The organism is Maricaulis sp. (assembly GCF_030149515.1).
In the GTDB taxonomy this organism is placed as follows: Bacteria; Pseudomonadota; Alphaproteobacteria; order Caulobacterales; family Maricaulaceae; genus Maricaulis.
This window is the reverse complement of record NZ_JASBRI010000007.1, coordinates 56,499-73,381: the sequence shown is the minus strand read 5'-3', so window position 1 is coordinate 73,381 and position 16,883 is coordinate 56,499. Positions and strand designations below refer to the sequence as shown.

Annotated in this window: 17 protein-coding genes; 10 read left to right on the top strand and 7 right to left on the bottom strand. The window is 64.5% G+C overall.

From position 1 onward, the window contains the following. Positions 1–12 precede the first annotated feature (12 nt). Positions 13–501, top strand: coding sequence for an arsenate reductase ArsC (locus tag Q1U94_RS03535; RefSeq protein ID WP_300541995.1), 489 nt, complete (start codon positions 13–15; stop codon positions 499–501). 177 nt (positions 502–678) lie between these two features. Continuing rightward, positions 679–1,116, top strand: a complete 438-nt coding sequence (locus tag Q1U94_RS03530) for a glyoxalase superfamily protein (RefSeq protein ID WP_366917251.1) — start codon at positions 679–681, stop codon at positions 1,114–1,116. 45 nt (positions 1,117–1,161) lie between these two features. Here Q1U94_RS03530 and clpB read toward each other — a convergent pair whose 3' ends face one another. Beyond that, positions 1,162–3,774 (bottom strand): ATP-dependent chaperone ClpB, encoded by a 2,613-nt coding sequence (gene clpB / locus Q1U94_RS03525; protein ID WP_300541991.1) that lies wholly within the window; start codon positions 3,772–3,774, stop codon positions 1,162–1,164. A 157-nt stretch (positions 3,775–3,931) separates the two neighbouring features. Here clpB and Q1U94_RS03520 point away from each other — a divergent pair, with 157 nt between their 5' ends. Beyond that, complete coding sequence (locus Q1U94_RS03520; RefSeq protein ID WP_300541989.1) at positions 3,932–4,687, top strand: MOSC domain-containing protein; 756 nt, start codon at positions 3,932–3,934, stop codon at positions 4,685–4,687. Here the strand turns inward: Q1U94_RS03520 and Q1U94_RS03515 are convergent, their stop codons facing one another. From Q1U94_RS03515 to Q1U94_RS03500, 4 genes are all read right to left on the bottom strand, one after another. Continuing rightward, entirely contained in the window at positions 4,688–5,326 is a 639-nt protein-coding gene (locus Q1U94_RS03515) for a DUF4167 domain-containing protein (protein ID WP_300541987.1), read from the bottom strand. A gap of 214 nt (positions 5,327–5,540) precedes the next feature. Beyond that, on the bottom strand, positions 5,541–6,473 hold the full coding sequence (gene prmC, locus Q1U94_RS03510) for a peptide chain release factor N(5)-glutamine methyltransferase (protein ID WP_300541985.1): 933 nt from the start codon (positions 6,471–6,473) through the stop codon (positions 5,541–5,543). Positions 6,474–6,480: 7 nt separating this feature from the next. After that, positions 6,481–7,551 (bottom strand): peptide chain release factor 1, encoded by a 1,071-nt coding sequence (gene prfA, locus Q1U94_RS03505; RefSeq protein WP_300541983.1) that lies wholly within the window; start codon positions 7,549–7,551, stop codon positions 6,481–6,483. Between the two features lie 169 nt (positions 7,552–7,720). Further along, positions 7,721–8,137 carry an MAPEG family protein gene (locus Q1U94_RS03500; protein ID WP_300541981.1) on the bottom strand — a complete coding sequence of 139 codons (417 nt, stop codon included), beginning with the start codon at positions 8,135–8,137 and terminating at the stop codon, positions 7,721–7,723. A 194-nt stretch (positions 8,138–8,331) separates the two neighbouring features. Here Q1U94_RS03500 and Q1U94_RS03495 point away from each other — a divergent pair, with 194 nt between their 5' ends. Then, the gene (locus Q1U94_RS03495; protein WP_300541979.1) at positions 8,332–9,540 is read left to right on the top strand and encodes an LL-diaminopimelate aminotransferase; all 1,209 of its coding nucleotides are present in this window, start codon (positions 8,332–8,334) and stop codon (positions 9,538–9,540) included. A 50-nt stretch (positions 9,541–9,590) separates the two neighbouring features. Here the strand turns inward: Q1U94_RS03495 and Q1U94_RS03490 are convergent, their stop codons facing one another. Continuing rightward, positions 9,591–10,163 (bottom strand): YkvA family protein, encoded by a 573-nt coding sequence (locus Q1U94_RS03490; RefSeq protein WP_300541978.1) that lies wholly within the window; start codon positions 10,161–10,163, stop codon positions 9,591–9,593. A gap of 192 nt (positions 10,164–10,355) precedes the next feature. Here Q1U94_RS03490 and Q1U94_RS03485 point away from each other — a divergent pair, with 192 nt between their 5' ends. The 6 genes from Q1U94_RS03485 (at position 10,356) to Q1U94_RS03460 (ending at position 15,232) form a co-directional block, all read left to right on the top strand. Continuing rightward, the gene (locus tag Q1U94_RS03485; RefSeq protein WP_300541976.1) at positions 10,356–10,574 is read left to right on the top strand and encodes a hypothetical protein; all 219 of its coding nucleotides are present in this window, start codon (positions 10,356–10,358) and stop codon (positions 10,572–10,574) included. Between the two features lie 142 nt (positions 10,575–10,716). Further along, entirely contained in the window at positions 10,717–11,376 is a 660-nt protein-coding gene (locus Q1U94_RS03480) for a DsbA family oxidoreductase (protein WP_300541974.1), read from the top strand. Positions 11,377–11,389: 13 nt separating this feature from the next. Next, positions 11,390–11,782 carry an MAPEG family protein gene (locus Q1U94_RS03475; protein ID WP_300541973.1) on the top strand — a complete coding sequence of 131 codons (393 nt, stop codon included), beginning with the start codon at positions 11,390–11,392 and terminating at the stop codon, positions 11,780–11,782. Positions 11,783–11,822: 40 nt separating this feature from the next. Then, entirely contained in the window at positions 11,823–13,184 is a 1,362-nt protein-coding gene (locus Q1U94_RS03470; RefSeq protein ID WP_300541972.1) for a TldD/PmbA family protein, read from the top strand. 31 nt (positions 13,185–13,215) lie between these two features. Continuing rightward, positions 13,216–13,464 carry a DUF4170 domain-containing protein gene (locus Q1U94_RS03465; protein ID WP_300541971.1) on the top strand — a complete coding sequence of 83 codons (249 nt, stop codon included), beginning with the start codon at positions 13,216–13,218 and terminating at the stop codon, positions 13,462–13,464. After that, on the top strand, positions 13,397–15,232 hold the full coding sequence (locus tag Q1U94_RS03460; protein WP_300541970.1) for an ATP-binding cassette domain-containing protein: 1,836 nt from the start codon (positions 13,397–13,399) through the stop codon (positions 15,230–15,232). The genes Q1U94_RS03465 and Q1U94_RS03460 overlap by 68 nt, the downstream gene beginning before the upstream one ends. A gap of 45 nt (positions 15,233–15,277) precedes the next feature. On the opposite strand, the gene Q1U94_RS03455 is transcribed toward Q1U94_RS03460, so the two are convergent. Then, on the bottom strand, positions 15,278–16,879 hold the full coding sequence (locus Q1U94_RS03455) for an ATP-binding protein (RefSeq protein WP_300541969.1): 1,602 nt from the start codon (positions 16,877–16,879) through the stop codon (positions 15,278–15,280). Positions 16,880–16,883: the final 4 nt, after the last annotated feature.

Below are 16,883 nucleotides of genomic sequence, written 5' to 3'. Positions count from 1 at the left end.
GCGAGGCGCTCCATGCTCAATATTCTTGTACTGTGTACCGGCAATTCCGCCCGATCCATATTGGGCGAAGTCCTGTTTACCGATCTGGGCAAGGGCCGCCTGCGCGGCTTTTCCGCCGGTTCCCGGCCCAAGGGCCAGCCGCACCCGGTTGCGCTGAAAACGCTCAGGGCGCACGGTCACGACACAACCGGTCTGCGTTCGAAAAGCTGGGACGAGTTTGCAGCCGACGGGGTGCCGGTGATCGACGCCGTCATCACCGTCTGCGACAACGCCGCCGCCGAAGCGTGCCCGGTCTGGCCCGGCGCTCCGGTCAAGGCCCATTGGGGCCTGCCGGACCCGGCCTATATCGAAGACCCCGCCGAGTGCCGCGCCGCGTTCGAAGCGACCTATGAGGCGCTCAGGCGGCGCATCAGCGCCCTGCTCGATGCGCTCGACGGCGACGACCGGGCCGCGCTGGACCGGGCATTGCGGCACGCCGTGCCGGACTTGCCTGCCGATTGACCGCTTACACAGCCCGGGCTACACGGCATGAAGGCACGGGAGATGCCTGCCGCTCGCGGGCGCAAGCCTTGGTGAAATCTCCCCGACACATCCAGATGCCCCATGACCTTTCCCATGCGGCGCGATGGCAGTGCGAGCCCCATCCGATACCCGCATGCGATACGGCATGAGGACGATATGACGAACCCCACTCCCCTTCCCGGGCTCGATGCATTGAAAGCTCAGGCAAAACGCCTGCGCAGATCACTCGAGGCGGAAGGCAATTTCATCGCTCACTCGGAAGCACTGGAACTGGTCGCGCACCAATACGGCTATCGCGACTGGAACACGCTGCACGCCGCCTGCGGCAATCGCCCCGCAAACCCGCTGGCCCTGGATGCGCACGTGTCCGGACGCTATCTCGGACAAGCCTTTACCGGCAGGATCATCGGACTGGCACGGCTCGGCGACGGAACACACTATCGCGTAACGCTCGACCTCGACGAAGCGGTCGATGTGGTGACATTCGGGAGCTTTTCCGCCTGGCGCAAGCGCATCAACGCAATGGTCGATCGCAACGGAATTTCGGCGGCCCGCACGTCAAACGGCCGACCGCATCTCACCATCGCCGTCTAGACCGGGCGGGGGCGCTCCAGACGGAGCCCCCCCCCGCCCTTTCGCTCAGTTCACTACCGCATGCAGCGGTGCACGCTGGCCGATGGCGACGCCGTTGACCGTCAGCACGCCGGCCTCGGTCGAGACCTGGATCGTGTCGCCGTCCTTGATCCCGCCTTCCAGCAGCAGCCTGGCCAACGGGTCCTGCAGCTCCTTCTGGATAACGCGCTTGAGCGGACGGGCGCCGTAGGCCGGATCGTACCCCTTGGCCGCCAGCCATTCGCGGGCCGTGCCGTCCAGTTCGACCGTCATGCGGCGGTCTTCCAGCAGCCTGGCCAGCCGCTGGATCTGGATGTCCACGATGGCACCCATATGCTCCTGCGCCAGCTTGCGGAACAGGATGATCTCGTCGACCCGATTGAGGAATTCGGGACGGAAATGCCCGCGCACGGCATTCATCACCTGGTCGCGTGCCTCTTCCGCGTCGGAGACCTGCTGCAGGAATTCGGCACCCAGGTTTGACGTCATGATGATGATCGTGTTGCGGAAATCCACCGTGCGTCCCTGGCCGTCCGTCAAACGGCCGTCGTCGAGCACCTGCAGCAGCACGTTGAACACATCTGGATGCGCCTTCTCGATCTCGTCCAGCAGCACGACCTGGTAGGGCCGCCGGCGCACGGCTTCAGTGAGGGCGCCGCCCTCCTCGTACCCGACATAGCCCGGCGGCGCGCCGATCATGCGGGCGACGGAGTGTTTCTCCATGTATTCCGACATGTCCATGCGCGTGACCGCCCCCTCATCGTCGAACAGGAATTCGGCGAGCGCCTTGGTCAGCTCGGTCTTGCCGACGCCGGTAGGGCCGAGGAAAAGGAAGGAACCGATCGGGCGCGCTGGATCCTTCAGGCCGGCCCGCGCGCGGCGCACGGCATCCGATACGGCGTTGAGCGCAGCTTCCTGGCCAACGACGCGATTGTGCAGCGCATCTTCCATGCGCAAGAGCTTGTCGCGCTCGCCTTCGAGCATCTTGTCGACGGGCACACCGGTCCAGCGCGAGACGACATGGGCGATCTGCTCGTCGTCGACGACTTCCTGCACCATCTGTCCGTCGGCGCCATCGCCTTCGGCTTCTGCCTCGGCCAGCTTGCGCTCGAGTTCCGGCAGGCGGCCATATTTGATCTCGGAGGCCCTGGCGAGATCGCCGCGGCGCTCCGCATCGACCAGCTCGTTGCGGGCGCGATCCAGCTCTTCCTTCAGCGTCGTCGCCGAGGCCAGCTTTTCCTTCTCCGCGCGCCAGGCGGCCGTCAGTTCAGCGGACCGGCCTTCAAGCTCGGCCAGTTCCTTGTTCAACCCCGTGAGACGCTCCTTCGATGCGTCGTCGTTTTCCTTCTTCAGCGCCTCGGCCTCGATCTTCAGCTGGATCACCCGGCGATCGATCTCGTCAAGCTCCTCCGGCTTCGAATCGACCTGCATGCGCAGACGCGAGGCGGCCTCGTCCATCAGGTCGATGGCCTTGTCCGGCAGGAAACGGTCGGTGATGTAGCGATTGGACAGCGAGGCCGCCGCCACGATAGCGCTGTCGGCGATGCGCACACCATGGTGCACCTCGTATTTTTCCTTCAACCCCCGCAGGATGGAGACCGTGTCCTCGACGCTCGGCTCGTCGACGAAGACCGGCTGGAAGCGCCGTGCCAGGGCTGCGTCCTTTTCGACATGCTTGCGGTATTCGTTCAGCGTGGTCGCACCGACACAGTGCAGCTCGCCGCGCGCCAGGGCCGGTTTGAGCAGGTTGGACGCATCCATCGCCCCGTCCGTCTTGCCGGCGCCAACGAGGGTGTGCATCTCGTCAATGAAGAGGATGATCTGACCGTCCGCCGAGGTCACCTCGTTGAGCACGGCCTTCAGGCGCTCCTCGAACTCGCCGCGATACTTCGCTCCGGCAATCAGCGCACCCATATCCAGCGCCAGCAGGCGCTTGTCCTTGAGGCTCTCCGGCACATCGCCATTGACGATGCGCAGGGCCAAGCCCTCCGCGATCGCGGTCTTGCCGACACCGGGTTCGCCGATGAGGACCGGATTATTCTTGGTCCGGCGTGAGAGTACCTGGATGGTGCGGCGTATTTCCTCGTCGCGTCCGATCACCGGATCCAGCTTGCCCCCGCGCGCCACTTCGGTGAGGTCGCGGGCATACTTCTTCAGCGCCTCGTAGCTGTCCTCGGCCGACTGGCTGTCGGCGGTCCGGCCCTGACGCAGATCGTTGATCGCGGTATTCAGCGCCTGCGGCGTCACGCCCGCTGCCTTCAGCACGTCATGCGCCTTGTTGCCCGGTGTCAGGGTAATCGCCTGCAGCAGCCGTTCGGCGGTGACATACTGGTCGCCCGCCTTCTTTCCGGCCTCCTCGGCCGCCCCGAACAGTTTGGCGGTTTCAGGCGCCAGATAGAGCTTGCCCTGACCGCCCTCGACCTTGGGCAGGCCGGCGAGCGCCTGGTCGGTCCCGTCCTGGACCTGGCGTACGCGCCCGCCGGCGGCCTCGACGAGATTGGCAGCCAGCCCGGCCTCGTCGTCGAGCAGGGCCTTGAGAACATGTTCGGGGGTAAATTGCTGGTGGTTCGACTTCAGCGCCAGGCCTTGCGCAGCCTGGACGATGGACCGGGCCCGGTCCGTGTAGTTTTCAAAATCCATGTCGATCTCCCGATTGAGGCGAGATAGGGTGCGCCGCACCGCCTTGTTCAAGCACGGTGCGTTCGCGTTTCGACTGGCATGTAGGTGTGGCGTGCATGTCACACAAGTGTTTCAGTCGCGACATTTGGCCCCTCCAGACCGGTTCGACTCAGCCCGCATGCCCCAGCTTACCGCGATCGCCCGCTTTCCCGTAAAAGGTCTCGGCCCTGACTGGCTGACCGAAGTTGACCTTGAAGCGGGCCATACTCTTCCAGACGATCGCGCCTTCGCCATTGAGCACGGTCAAAGTCCGTTCGATCCGGCCCATCCGGCGCATGTGAAGAAAAAGCATTTCCTGATGCTGGCCGGACAGGCAGGGCTGGCCCGGCTGAGCTGCCGCTACTGCACGCTGGACCGGCGGTTCACCGTATCGCTCGACGGTCGCGAGACGAGCGTGATCCTCGACGACGCAGCAACCCATCCGCCGCTATTCGACCTGCTGAACGACCTGCTGGGCGAGGACATTCGCGGCGGTCTGCGCATCGTCCACGCGCCCGGTCAGGCGATGACCGACATACCCGAGCCGCACATTTCGCTGATCAATGCCGCCTCGGTTCGCGACCTGTCGGAAACGGCGGGTAAGCCGCTCGACCCGGTCCGCTTTCGCGGCAATGTGCTGATCGACGGCCTGGAGCCCTGGGCCGAATTCGGTTGGACCGGCCAGGATATCCGAATCGGCGAAGTTCGCCTGCGGGTCGAACGGCGCATCGGCCGCTGCGCCGCCACCAGCGTCAACCTGGCCACCGGCACACGCGATATCGACGTGCCGAAAATCCTGTTTGAACACTATGGCCACACCGATTGCGGCCTATATCTCGACGTAAAGTCCAGCGGCCGGATCGCCCTGGGCGATCCGGTGGAGCCGATCGGCTGACTAGGCCGCTTCGCTGGTGGAATCGTCGCCACCACCTGTACGGTCGCCATCATCCGAGCCGGAACCGGCGTTTTCCAGCGCGGCTTCCGCAGCAGCCTTGTCGGCTGCGATCTCGGCCTTGGTGCGGCGCGGCCGGCGGGTCCGGCGGCGCGGCGCATCGTCCTCGCTATCGCCCGAGCTGTCGGACTTGTCCTCGCCATTGGCCGAGGATGCTTCACCTTCCGGCGTCACCACACCCAGCGGATCGTCCTGACCGGACTGCTGCTGCGGTTGCTGGCGCTGACGGCCCCGGCCCCGGCGATTGCGGGATTGCCCGCTATTGCCCGGGGACTGGTTGTCGTCGGAGGACTGATCGTAATCCTCGTCATCGCCGGATGCTTCGGCATTGTCGCTGTCATCCTGGTTCGGATCGCGCTTGGGCTGATTGGCCTGGATGATGCGGAAATAGTGTTCGGCGTGCTGGTAGAGGTTTTCGGCGCGCACCCGGTCCCCTGCCGACGACGCATCGCGCGCCAGCTGCAGATACTTGTCGTAAATCTGGGAGGCATTGCCGCGGATCTTCACTTCCGGGCCATTGCTCTCATAGCTGCGGTTTGCCGGGTTTCCGGACTTACGTCCTCGACCGCGTTGACGCTTCATATCGCCTATCCCTGGTTAACAGCGATGCTATTCAAACTATCTGGCTTTGCTGTGCATTTGCAGGTGCAAGCCTGTGCGCCTTCAATCACGTTGATCGTCGAATTGGCCGGATAAAGGCAGGTGGCTCATCCGGCCGCGCGAGACCCCCGTACTGGCGCGATCCACCTGCCGTGGGATCGACCCTAGACCGCCAAAGCGCGCATTCCAAGCCCTTTTAACTGTTGCATCCGATAACCACACGGTCATGGCCCGCCAGGTCCGGGACAACAGCGATCTCCGCCAGACCCGCCAACCGTGCAAGCGCCGATACCGTCGCGCCCTGGTCGTAGCCGATCTCCAGCGCGAAAAGCCCACCGGGTCTGAGGATTCGCCGCATGTCGCCCAAGATCGCACGATAAGCGTCCAGCCCGTCCCCGCCGCCATCCAGGGCGATGCCCGGTTCGTGGTCGCGCACTTCCGGGTCCAGTCCGGCCAGCACACTGGAAACGATGTAGGGCGGGTTGGACACCACGATATCGAAGGCCGCACCGGCCAGCCCTTCGCTCCAACGCCCTCGCAGGAAGCGGGCACGATTCGCCAGACGGCAACGCATCGCGTTGTCCCGCGCCACGGCGAGTGCCGCTTCGGACAGCTCGACGCCCAGCCCGCTCCAGCCGAGTCGCTCGCTGAGCAAGGCCAGCAGTATCGCACCGGATCCGGTGCCCAGATCGAGGAGGACGGCCTCGTCCGTTTCGCAACGCGCCAGCACGGCCTCCACCAGGATTTCGGTGTCGGCCCGCGGGGTCAGCACATCGGACGTCACCTTGAGATCGAGAGTCCAGAAGGGTTGCGAACCCAGAACCTGGCTGAGAGGCTTGCGCTGAAGGCGCAGCCAGGACAGATCAGCCAGATGCGCGATGCGCTGCCAGGAGACCAGGGCCGGATCGGCAAGGGCCTGCGCCAGCGTATCGGGCGCAAGAACACGAGCCAGCAGATGGCGCGTCTCCGCCTCGGCCTCGCCGATGCCGGCCTCGGCCAAGCGCCGCACGAGGTCGCGGCGGATATCCGCAAGACCGAGCCCCTGCCAGGCTTCGCGAAGGGGTTTGCTGTCCGCAGCATCGAATTCGGCCCGGGCTTCGCTCACCAGCTTGTCGAAAGGTCCGGACATGACCGGCTCAGGCGTCTTCCAGCGCCGCCAGGCGGGCCGCCTGATCTTCCGCAATCAGGGCCGATATCACTTCGTCCAGCCCGTCTCCGGCAACAATGTCCTCCAGCTTGTAGAGGGTGAGATTGATGCGGTGATCGGACACGCGGCCCTGGGGATAATTATAGGTGCGGATGCGCTCGGACCGGTCGCCGGATCCGATCTGCCCCTTGCGTTCCGCCGCGCGTTCAGCGGCGGCAGCCTCGCGCTGCATGTCGTAGAGCTTGGCCTTCAGCAACTCGGCGGCCCGAGCCCGGTTCTGGTGCTGGGACTTTTCCTGGCAGACCACGACCAGCCCGGTAGGAATATGGGTCATGCGGACCGCGCTGTCGGTCTTGTTGACGTGCTGCCCGCCCGCACCAGAAGCGCGCATCGTATCGACGCGGACCTCGTTCATGTCGAGATCGATATCGACATCCTCCGGCTGCGGCATGATGGCAACCGTGGCCGCCGAGGTGTGAATCCGCCCCTGGCTTTCCGTCGCCGGCACGCGCTGGACCCGGTGTACGCCGCTTTCGAATTTCAGCCGTCCGAACACGCCGTTGCCCGACACGGCGGCGATGACTTCCTTGAAGCCGCCATGTTCGCCCTCGGACGCCGAGACCAGTTCCCAGCTCCAGCCCTGCAGCTGGGCATAGCGCTGATACATGCCGTAGAGATCGCCGGCGAACAGGGCGGCCTCGTCGCCGCCCGTGCCGGCGCGGATCTCGATCAGGGCATTGGCGCTGTCGTCACGATCCTTCGGCAGCAGCAGCAATGACATTTCATGCTCGAGATCGGGCAGGCGTTCCTTGAGCTGGTAGTATTCGTCGCGTGCCATGTCCGCCATTTCGGCGTCGCCGCTTTCCATCATCTCGGCCAGGTCCTCAAGTTCCTGGCGCGCAGCCTTGAGCTCGTTCGCCTTCTCGGCCACGGGCTTGAGCTCGGCATGCTCCTTCGAGAGTTTGACAATTTCATCGGGATCGGCCGCGGCCCCCAGGCGGGCTTCCACCTGGTCGAACCGGTCGATCACCTGGGCGAGTCGGGCTTCGGGTGCGTGCATGGGGCTAGTGTTTAGGGGCTGTGAGAGCGAGGGAAAAGATGATTTTGCTGTGGCGGCGGATCGCCCGCCTTCGCCGGGACGCACGGTCTCCCGACCGTGGGAGGGTTCCGATCGGGGACCCGAGCCCCCGGATGGCGCTACGCGCTTCCCGGTAAAGGTGCTTGATCCGCTAGAACAAGGCGATCCCGTTCCGCACTGTCATCGCGATCAGCACCAGGCTCCCCGCGACGAAGACCAGGAAGCGCACCGGAACAAAGTTCCACAGGGCCTGGATGAGCGAATGCAGGATGCGCAGGCCTACATAGGCCCAGGCCAGCATGATGTTCAGCTCGTCGGCCACCCCGACCAGATGGGAATAGATCGCCAGCGCATAGAAGATCACCGGCTGTTCGTGCAGATGGTTGTAATTGTGCCCGATGCGGCGGATCTCGATGGGCAATGAGTTCAGCTCGGCCGGGTCCTGAATTTTTCCGGCATCGATTCCGGCCTTCTGCATGGCCGGAATGCGCGTGGCATACATCCACAGCCACATCACCAGCGTCCAGGCGACAAGTGCCAGCACCGGCGTCATCATGGATTGGAACATGGTCTCTCCCCGAGTTTTGACGGGAGATTAGAGGGCGTTGCGGCAATGGGCGAGGATTTCCTCTGCACGGCATGTCAGGAAGACAAGCGCAAAAACCCCAATCTGGCCACCAATCCTGCGAAATCCGGCCCCGGCCTGTCCCTAGCCTCTTGATGCGGCGCAGCAGCCGTGCGTTAGTGGGAGAAAATTCGAGCATGCCGGATCAAGCAATGGAATTTCACCGCACAAAGCGCCTGCCGCCCTATGTTTTCGAAGAAGTCAATCGCCTGAAGGCGCAATTGCGGGCCGACGGCGCCGACATCATCGATTTCGGCATGGGCAATCCCGATCTGCCAACACCGCCGCACATCCTGGACAAGCTCAAGGACACCGCCGACAAGGCGCGCACCAATGGTTATTCCGCCTCACGCGGGATTGCCGGACTGCGCAAGGCCCAGGCGCGCTACTACAAGCGCCGTTTCGATGTTGATCTGGATCCGGACTCCGAAGTCATCGTTACGCTGGGTTCGAAGGAGGGTTTTGCCAATCTCGCTCAGGCGATCACGGCGCCGGGCGATGTGGTGCTGGCGCCATCGCCCTCCTACCCCATCCATACCTTCGGCTTCCTCATAGCCGGGGGCACCATCCGGCATGTGCACGCCCCCTCGCCGGAAGACTATCTCCGCGGGCTCGAGCATGCAGCGAGGCATTCGGTCCCGAGCCCGATCGCCGTCGTGGTCTGTTTCCCCTCCAACCCCACGGCACAGACTGCCTCGCTGGACTTCTACAAGGATGTGGTGAAATTCGCGCAGAAGCACGATCTCTTCATCCTGTCCGACCTGGCCTATGCCGAGATCTATTTCGGCGACGAACCCTGCCCGTCCATGCTGCAGGTGGCCGGCGCGAAGGAGCGGACGATCGAGTTCACGTCGATGTCCAAGACCTATTCCATGGCCGGTTTCCGCGTCGGTTTCGCCGCGGGATCGGAGCGCCTCGTCAGCGCCCTGGCCCGGGTAAAATCCTATCTCGACTATGGCGCCTACACGCCGGTCCAGGTTGCCGCCTGTGCCGCGCTGGACGGGCCGCAGGACTGCGTCGAGGAAACCCGGCGCATTTACAGGCACCGGCGCGACGTTCTGGTGGAAAGCTTCGGCCGGGTCGGCTGGATCATCCCGGCGCCCGAGGCCTCGATGTTCGCCTGGGCCCCGCTACCGCAAGGGTGTGAGGAGATGGGATCGCTGGAATTTTCCATCCAGCTGATGAAGGAGGCCGGCGTCGCCGTCGCCCCCGGCATCGGCTTCGGCGAGCATGGCGAGGGCTATGTCCGCCTGGCACTGGTGGAAAACGAACAGCGCATCCGCCAGGCCGCACGCGGCGTCGGCGAATTTCTGAAGACGCGGCGGCCGGCGATCAGGGCCATCTAGCCAAGGGGCGCGCACCCTCGGTACGCGCCCCGGCAAATTCGGCATCAAATCTAGAAATAGTGACGAATGGTCGTCGCGTGGGGCCATCTGCCGCTCGCGCGGGCCCGCATCCGCCGGCGCCGCATGCGCTGCTGCATGAAGTCGCGCGCCTCATCCAGCGGGGCGAGGTCCTTGGCTTGGCCAGCCTTGAGATCCTCGCGGTGGGCGACGAAGTCGGCATAGGCTTCCAGCTCTGCCGTCAGGCTCGCGGCCACAAGATCGATCATGATTGCATCGTCGACATAACCAAGAACCGGCGTCGCGTCGGGGATCAAATCATCCGGATCGGCGAAGTAGGCCAGGGCGTCGAGTACGTTCTTGCGGTCCTCGCCTTCCAGCTTCCATTCCTTGTCTTCCAGCATCGCTAGCATCGGGCCAAGCTGGTCGAGCCGCTGCTTGACGAACACTGGCGGGTTGGAGGCGCGGGCCTTGTCCAGCATGTCGGAAACACCGGACAGGATCCGGCTCTCATCCGCCGCACCCAGGGACTCGCGTGCCTTGTCGAGGCGATCCCGGAAGAAGTCGAGATCGGCATCGGACAGATCGAACTCAACCTTGAGGGTCGGGGAAGAAGACGTGGTCATGACGGATAAGGCACCTTTCGTTCGCCGTTGATGGATTGCGACTGTCTCCCACGTAGCCCGGCAAGACAATAGCGGGAACGGTATGCGGCGCATCCCCCGGGACAGACGCCCGTCCCGTCCTGGAAACCATGCCTTAACCCTGTCGCCAGTTAGCGCTGCCGTTCCGGCCGACCGCGCGATAGTCTGCGTGTCATGAACGTTGCCTTCAACACCGCAGTGACCGGCATGATCGCCGCCCAGTCCCAGGCCAGCGCCGCCGGGTCCCAGATGGTGGCCAATGCCGTCCGGGGCCAGGACATCATCCAGGCTGCGGTGGCGGTGAAACGGGCCGAGGCAACGCACGCAGCAGCCGCCGCCGTCGCACGAACGGCCGCGGACATGACGGATACCCTGCTCGACATCACTGCCTGAGCAGGCCCTTCTCGGTCGGTGGATGGCCGGTGGGCGTCATCCCCCAGTCGATGTCTCCATTGGCGTGTTGCCGGCGTGGGGGATGACGATCCGGCCGTGCGCACCTCTCGCATTATCGAGCAAAACCGCCTAACTCTGGCGCATGGCTAACTCAATCTCCGTCGATATCGTTGCCGATCTCGTCTGCCCCTGGTGCTGGCTCGGCAAGCGCAACTGGGATGCGGCCGTCGCCAGCGTGCCCGAGGTGCGAGTGGAAACGCTCTGGCGCCCTTACCAGCTCGATCCGGCCCTGCCGCGCGAGGGCAAGCCCTATCGCGACTACATGAAGGCGAAATTCTCCGGCGGGAATTCCGCGCACTGGAAACAGATGCGCGACTATCTGGAACAGGCCGCACCGGCGGCAGGAATCGAATTCCGCTTCGACGACATACCGGTCCGCCCCAACACGCTGAACGCCCACCGCGTGATGCGATGGGCTGAAGGTCAGGGCCTCGCCGCACCCGTCGCCGAGGGCCTGTTCGAGGCGTTCTTCCGGGACAGCCGTGATATCGGCGATCCGGCCGTACTGGCAGAAATCGCCGCCGGAGCAGGACTGGACGGCGCGATCATTGCCGGCCTCCTCGCCACCGACCGGGACGAAAAGGCGGTCTGGGAAGAAGAGATGTTCTATCGCAAGCTCGGCGTCTCGGGCGTACCGACCTATATCTTCAACGGCCGTTTCGCTGTGTCCGGAGCACAGGAACCGGCCGTGCTGGCCGATGCGATCCGCCAGGCGGTCAACGAACCGGCCGAGACGGAATGAGAAAGGGGACATTATGACGGGACTGGAAGCGGTCGCACTCTACGCCGCACTCAACATGGCGCTGGTCCTGGGCCTGGCCGCAAATGTGTCGCGCCACCGCCGGCGCGCCAAGATCAGCCTGGGCAATGGCACCGACCGTAAGCTGGAACAGGCCTGCCGCGCCCACGGCAATGGCGTGGAATACGTGCCGCTGGCACTGATCGCCCTCTATTTGGTGGCCGCCTCGGGGTATTCCACACTGTGGATCCATGCCCTCGGCCTGGCCCTGACCACCGGTCGGATTGTCTACAGCTATGGCCTCCTGACCAGTCCCGGCCCCAGCATCGGCCGCGTGACCGGCACCGGCCTGACATGGCTGATGCTGCTGGCAAGCCTACTGCTGCTGATCGGCGCAGCGATCACCTGACCCGTTGCCCGCAGGGCGCGCCGGACGCTATAGCCATGCCATGACCCAAGCCCAATCCGCCCCCGACGCCGCCCGCCTGCAGGAAATCGCCGCGGACCTGATCGACCGCGCCCGCAAGGCCGGTGCCGATCATGCCGAAGCCTCGGTCGCCGAGTCGCGCCACACCGAACTCTCCGTCCGCGACGGCAAGCTGGAAGATATCGAGCGCTCGGAAGGCCTGGACGCCGGCGTGCGCGTCTTCGTCGGCCAACGCCAGGCCGGAGTCGCGTTCTCCGACCTGTCCGAACAGGGCCGCCAGTTCACCATCGAGCGCGCCATCACCATGGCGAAGGCCGCGCCGGAAGACCCCTATGCCGCGCTGGCCGATTCCGACCGTCTGTGCACGGACCCCCCTGCGATGAGCCTGTTCGAGCCCGTGGAATGGACGCCGGACGAGCTGGAAGTGCGCGCCATCGCGGTCGAGAAGGCCGCCCGCGCCATCGAGGGGGTGACGATGACCGACACCGCCTTTGCCAGCTACGGCCAGGGGGCCGCGGCCTATGCCACGACAACCGGCTTCAATTCCGGCTGGCGCAAGAGCCAGTTCGGCTATGGCGCCAGTGTGATCGCCGGCCAGAACGGCGTCATGGAGCGCGACTACGCCGCCACCAGTGCCCGCCGGATCGCGGACCTCAAATCGACCGAAGAGATCGGCGCCGAGGCCGGGGAGCGTACGGCCCGCCGGGTCGGTCCGAAAAAGCTGAAATCCGGCGTCATGCCTGTTGTCTTCGATCGCCGCGTCGCCACCGCCTTTCTCAGCGCCTTCTGCGGCGCGGTCTCCGGGCCTGCGGTGGCCCGCGGCGTCTCCTTCCTGCGTGACAAGATGGGCGAGCAGATCTTCGCCGGCGGCATCAATATCGTCGACGACCCCCATCGCGACTGGGGCCATGCCTCCTGCCCCTTCGATGGCGAAGGCACCGTCAACCGCCGTGCCAACATCATCGATGACGGCCGCCTGACCACCTGGTTCCTTAATTCCTCGGCCGCCCGCCAGCTGCAGCTGGAACCAACCGGCCATGCCCGCCGCAATATGGGCGGACCGCCCGGGGCAGGTCCGACCAATCTTCACCTTGAAGCCGGGTCGCAAAGCCGCGACGATCTCATCAGGGGCGCCGGCGAAGGCCTCCTGGTCACGGAAATGTTCGGCCCGTCCCTCAATGCCAATACCGGCGACTGGTCGGTGGGCGTTTCGGGCTACCGCATTGCAGGCGGCGAAATCGACCATCCGGTCAGCGAAATTACCGTCGCCGGCAATCTGATCGATATTTTTGCAAGACTTGTCCCGGCAAGCGATCTGGAGTTTAGAGGCGCCGTTAACGCTCCCAGCCTATGCGTTGACACGATTTCCGTCGGCGGGCTCTAGCCCGCTCCGGCCCCATTCGAAGAGCGAGACCATGAGCGACACCCAGATCAACAACCAACTTCTCCACCTCGTCATCGGCGGCGAACTGGTCTGCGTCGACCCCACAAACTGCGAGTTCAAGGACCTCAAGGCGGTCGACTTCGTCGGCGCCTTCGGCAGCTATGAGGACGCGCGCAAGGCCTGGAAGGAAGCGGCCCAGCGCACGGTCGACAATGCCCACATGCGCTATTTCATCATCCACGCGCACAAGCTGCTCGATCCGGCTTCGGACCAGAAATAGGCTCAGCCCCCTGACCGGTACCGCGCCCTCCTCGTCGACCTTCAGCCTCGGCCACCGGCTGTGGCTCGACTGGCTGTCCCGACACGGCGGGCTGGTAGCCGTCGCCATACTGCTGTCGGCGATCACGGCGGGTGCGGCCGCGTCCTATGTCGGCGTGGTCGGGCGGACCTTTGACCAGCTCGGCGCCGGGATCGAGGACTTTGTGTGGTTCGCCCCGCTGGCAATCGTCGGCCTGGCCCTCCTGCGTGCCCTCAGCCTCTATTTGCAGACGGTCCAGACCAACCGGCTCGCCCTGACGGTGATGCAGGACCTGCAGAACGCCCTATTCGCCAAACTGGTGCGGTCCGACTTCACCCGCCTGCAGAGCGAACCCGTCGGCTCGCTGGTTTCGCGCTTCACCAATGACATTACCCTGCTGCGCGAAACGCTGATCCGGCTGACCAACAATCTCTTGCGCGATGTCCTGCAGGTGATCGGTACCATCGGCTGGATGCTGTGGCTGGACTGGATGCTGACCCTGCTGGTTCTGGTGGTCTATCCCGTTGCCGCCTGGCCGGTGATCCGCATCGGCCAGCGCCTGCGCAAGACCTCCAACCTAGCCCAGTCGCAGATGGGCGAGGTAACCAGCCAGCTGGAGGAGAGCTTCTCCGGCACACGCATGATCAAGACCTACGGGCTGGAGGACCTGGAAACCGGGCGGGCCGGGCGCGCCTTTTTTGACCGGTTCCGCTTCCTCTTCCGCATTGCCGAGAACAAGGCACGTGTCGACCCGATCCTGGAAGCCGTGGGCGGTATTTCCCTGGCCGTTCTGATCACGGTGGCAGGCCTGCGCCTGATGGCGGGCGAAAGTTCGATCGGCGATCTGATGGGCGTGCTCACCGGCGTCGCGCTCATCGCCCCGCCGATCCGGGCGATCGGCACGCTGAACGCTGTCGTGCAGGAAGGTTTCGCCGTTCTGGAACGGGTGTTTGCCGTCCTCGACGAACCCGAACGGATAACCAGCGCCATCGACGCACCGGCGCTCGACGTGAAAGAAGGCCGGATCGAGTTTGACAGCGTGGGTTTTGCCTATCCCGACGGCACGCACGCCCTTGAGGGCATCTCGCTGAATGCGGAACCGGGCCGGACCGTCGCCCTCGTCGGCCCGTCGGGCTCGGGAAAATCGACCATCCTCAACCTCCTGCCGCGCCTCTATGATCCGCAGTCGGGCGAAGTCCGCATCGACGGCACCGATATTCGCGCCGTCTCCATCCCCTCCCTGCGCAAGACCATGGCCCTGGTCAGCCAGGACGTCACGCTGTTCGACGACACGGTGAAGGCCAATATCGGCTTTGGCGATCTCGATGCCGAAGAGGACGCAATCATCGCTGCAGCGAAGGCCGCCGATGCCCACGATTTCATCATGAACCTGCCCGGTGGCTATGATGCGCCTGTAGGCCCGCGCGGCGGCAATCTCTCCGGCGGCCAGCGCCAGCGCCTCTCCATTGCCCGCGCTATCCTCAAGGATGCCCCCATCCTGCTCCTAGACGAAGCTACCTCGGCGCTGGATACCGAATCCGAACGCCGTGTCCAGGCCGCGCTCGAACGCCTGTCGAAGGGCCGCACCTGCCTGGTGATCGCCCACCGCCTGTCCACCGTGCGCAATGCCGACTGGATCTATGTGCTCGACGAGGGCCGTATCCGCGAGGAAGGGCGCCACGAGGATCTGGTCGAAGCGGACGGACTCTATGCGCGCCTGTGCCGGATGCAGTTCGGATCGGACGCGTAGGACGGGGCCCGGCCACGACGAACCTCGCAAAAGCCCGATTGACCGCTATTCCGCCGCAGTCTCGCGCTTGTCCGCAGCATCCGCCGGCAGGGTAACGGTGAAGATCGAGCCCGCGCCCGGGGCGCTTTCCACCCCGATATCTCCGCCCATCAGCTCGGCCAGCTTCTTGGCGATGGCAAGCCCCAGACCGGTGCCACCCACCTTGCGGGCCATGGCGGATTCTCCCTGGCTGAACGGCATGAAGGCGCGGGCTATCAGCTCGCTGTCCATGCCGATTCCGGTATCGCCGACCTCGAAGACAAGATCGTGATGACCATCCGCCTTCTGGTGCACCAGGCAGCGAACGCGGATGTCGCCACGATCGGTGAATTTCACGGCGTTGGAGAGGAGATTGGACAGGATCTGGCGCAAACGGTCGGGATCGCCGGTCGCCGTCATCTCGGCGCAGGGGTCGATCTCGAGGTGCAGGTTCAGTCCCTTTTCCATCGCCTTCATGCGATAGGGCCCTGCGACCGCCCGCAAGACTTCGGCGGGATTGTATTCGCCAGGCTCGATCTCGAACCGGCCGGACTCGATGTTGGCCAGATCGAGAATGTCGTTGAGAATCCCCAGCAGCGCGTTGCCCGACGCTTCGATCAGATTGACCATTTCGCGCTGGGACGGCTCCAGGTCGGTGCTGGCCAGCAGGCTGGACATGCCCAGAACACCGTTCATCGGCGTACGGATTTCATGGCTCATCGTAGCCAGGAATTTCGACTTCGCCCGGCTTGCTTCTGTGGCCTGCTGGCGCGCCTCCACAAGATCGTGGATATCGGTCATCGCGCCGACCATTCGCGTGGCATCGCCTTCGGGCGTGCGCACGGCCTCGCCACGAATACGGAACCAGCGATGCTGGCCGCCGACAACTTTCAGCCGGATCGACAGGTCGAAGGTCCGCCCCGATTTCAGATGCGCGGCCAGTGCCGAGCTGAAGCGGGGTCGGTCGTCGACATGGATCAGGGCCAGGAAATGGTCGGAGGGGGCCGTGTATTCACGCGGCTGATAGCCCAGCAGTTCACGGCCGCGGGGCGAAATGTAGATCTGGTCGGTATCCAGGCACCAGTCCAGGATTCCGTCCGACGTTCCCTTGATGGCCAGTGCGGCCCGGTCACCGGTTTCCTGCGCCAGCATGACGCCGGTCAGACGTCGCCGATAGTGATTGAAAACGCTCAGCAGGTCATCGCCCAGATCGATGGCACGCTTGAAGGTAGCGGCCACGATGCCGACAGTCTGGGCGCCGTTGAACAGAGGCAGGCCGACATAGGCCTGGGTACCGGCTTCCGACAGGATGAAATCCTTCGGAAAATGCGCCGCGACATTGTCCTCGTAGACCGTGGCGCCCGCCTCCATTGTTTCCGCACAGGGCGTGCCGGCAAGACCGTAGCAATAATTGTCCGCAACATCGCCGTTGGAGGCCACAGCCAGCGTGCGCATGCGCGTATTGGTGGCGTCGATCCGCGCCACGAAAACGCTATCGGCAGCGAAGATCTCCGCCACATTCCTGACGAAAGCCTGGAGAAAAGCCGGCCCACATTCCCGCGACAGGAGAAAATTCAAACGGGTCAGCCGTTCTTGAGTCAGATCTGCGCGAATGGCCAGGTCCGGCATATTT

What these genes read in the sequence shown, in the direction of transcription:
- Q1U94_RS03535 (WP_300541995.1), top strand. Translation starts at nt 13, where the DNA reads ATGCTCAATATTCTTGTACTGTGTACCGGCAATTCCGCCCGATCCATA.
- Q1U94_RS03530 (WP_366917251.1), top strand. Translation starts at nt 679, where the DNA reads ATGACGAACCCCACTCCCCTTCCCGGGCTCGATGCATTGAAAGCTCAG.
- clpB (WP_300541991.1), bottom strand. Translation starts at nt 3,774, where the DNA reads ATGGATTTTGAAAACTACACGGACCGGGCCCGGTCCATCGTCCAGGCT.
- Q1U94_RS03520 (WP_300541989.1), top strand. Translation starts at nt 3,932, where the DNA reads ATGCCCCAGCTTACCGCGATCGCCCGCTTTCCCGTAAAAGGTCTCGGC.
- Q1U94_RS03515 (WP_300541987.1), bottom strand. Translation starts at nt 5,326, where the DNA reads ATGAAGCGTCAACGCGGTCGAGGACGTAAGTCCGGAAACCCGGCAAAC.
- prmC (WP_300541985.1), bottom strand. Translation starts at nt 6,473, where the DNA reads ATGTCCGGACCTTTCGACAAGCTGGTGAGCGAAGCCCGGGCCGAATTC.
- prfA (WP_300541983.1), bottom strand. Translation starts at nt 7,551, where the DNA reads ATGCACGCACCCGAAGCCCGACTCGCCCAGGTGATCGACCGGTTCGAC.
- Q1U94_RS03500 (WP_300541981.1), bottom strand. Translation starts at nt 8,137, where the DNA reads ATGTTCCAATCCATGATGACGCCGGTGCTGGCACTTGTCGCCTGGACG.
- Q1U94_RS03495 (WP_300541979.1), top strand. Translation starts at nt 8,332, where the DNA reads ATGCCGGATCAAGCAATGGAATTTCACCGCACAAAGCGCCTGCCGCCC.
- Q1U94_RS03490 (WP_300541978.1), bottom strand. Translation starts at nt 10,163, where the DNA reads ATGACCACGTCTTCTTCCCCGACCCTCAAGGTTGAGTTCGATCTGTCC.
- Q1U94_RS03485 (WP_300541976.1), top strand. Translation starts at nt 10,356, where the DNA reads ATGAACGTTGCCTTCAACACCGCAGTGACCGGCATGATCGCCGCCCAG.
- Q1U94_RS03480 (WP_300541974.1), top strand. Translation starts at nt 10,717, where the DNA reads ATGGCTAACTCAATCTCCGTCGATATCGTTGCCGATCTCGTCTGCCCC.
- Q1U94_RS03475 (WP_300541973.1), top strand. Translation starts at nt 11,390, where the DNA reads ATGACGGGACTGGAAGCGGTCGCACTCTACGCCGCACTCAACATGGCG.
- Q1U94_RS03470 (WP_300541972.1), top strand. Translation starts at nt 11,823, where the DNA reads ATGACCCAAGCCCAATCCGCCCCCGACGCCGCCCGCCTGCAGGAAATC.
- Q1U94_RS03465 (WP_300541971.1), top strand. Translation starts at nt 13,216, where the DNA reads ATGAGCGACACCCAGATCAACAACCAACTTCTCCACCTCGTCATCGGC.
- Q1U94_RS03460 (WP_300541970.1), top strand. Translation starts at nt 13,397, where the DNA reads ATGCCCACATGCGCTATTTCATCATCCACGCGCACAAGCTGCTCGATC.
- Q1U94_RS03455 (WP_300541969.1), bottom strand. Translation starts at nt 16,879, where the DNA reads ATGCCGGACCTGGCCATTCGCGCAGATCTGACTCAAGAACGGCTGACC.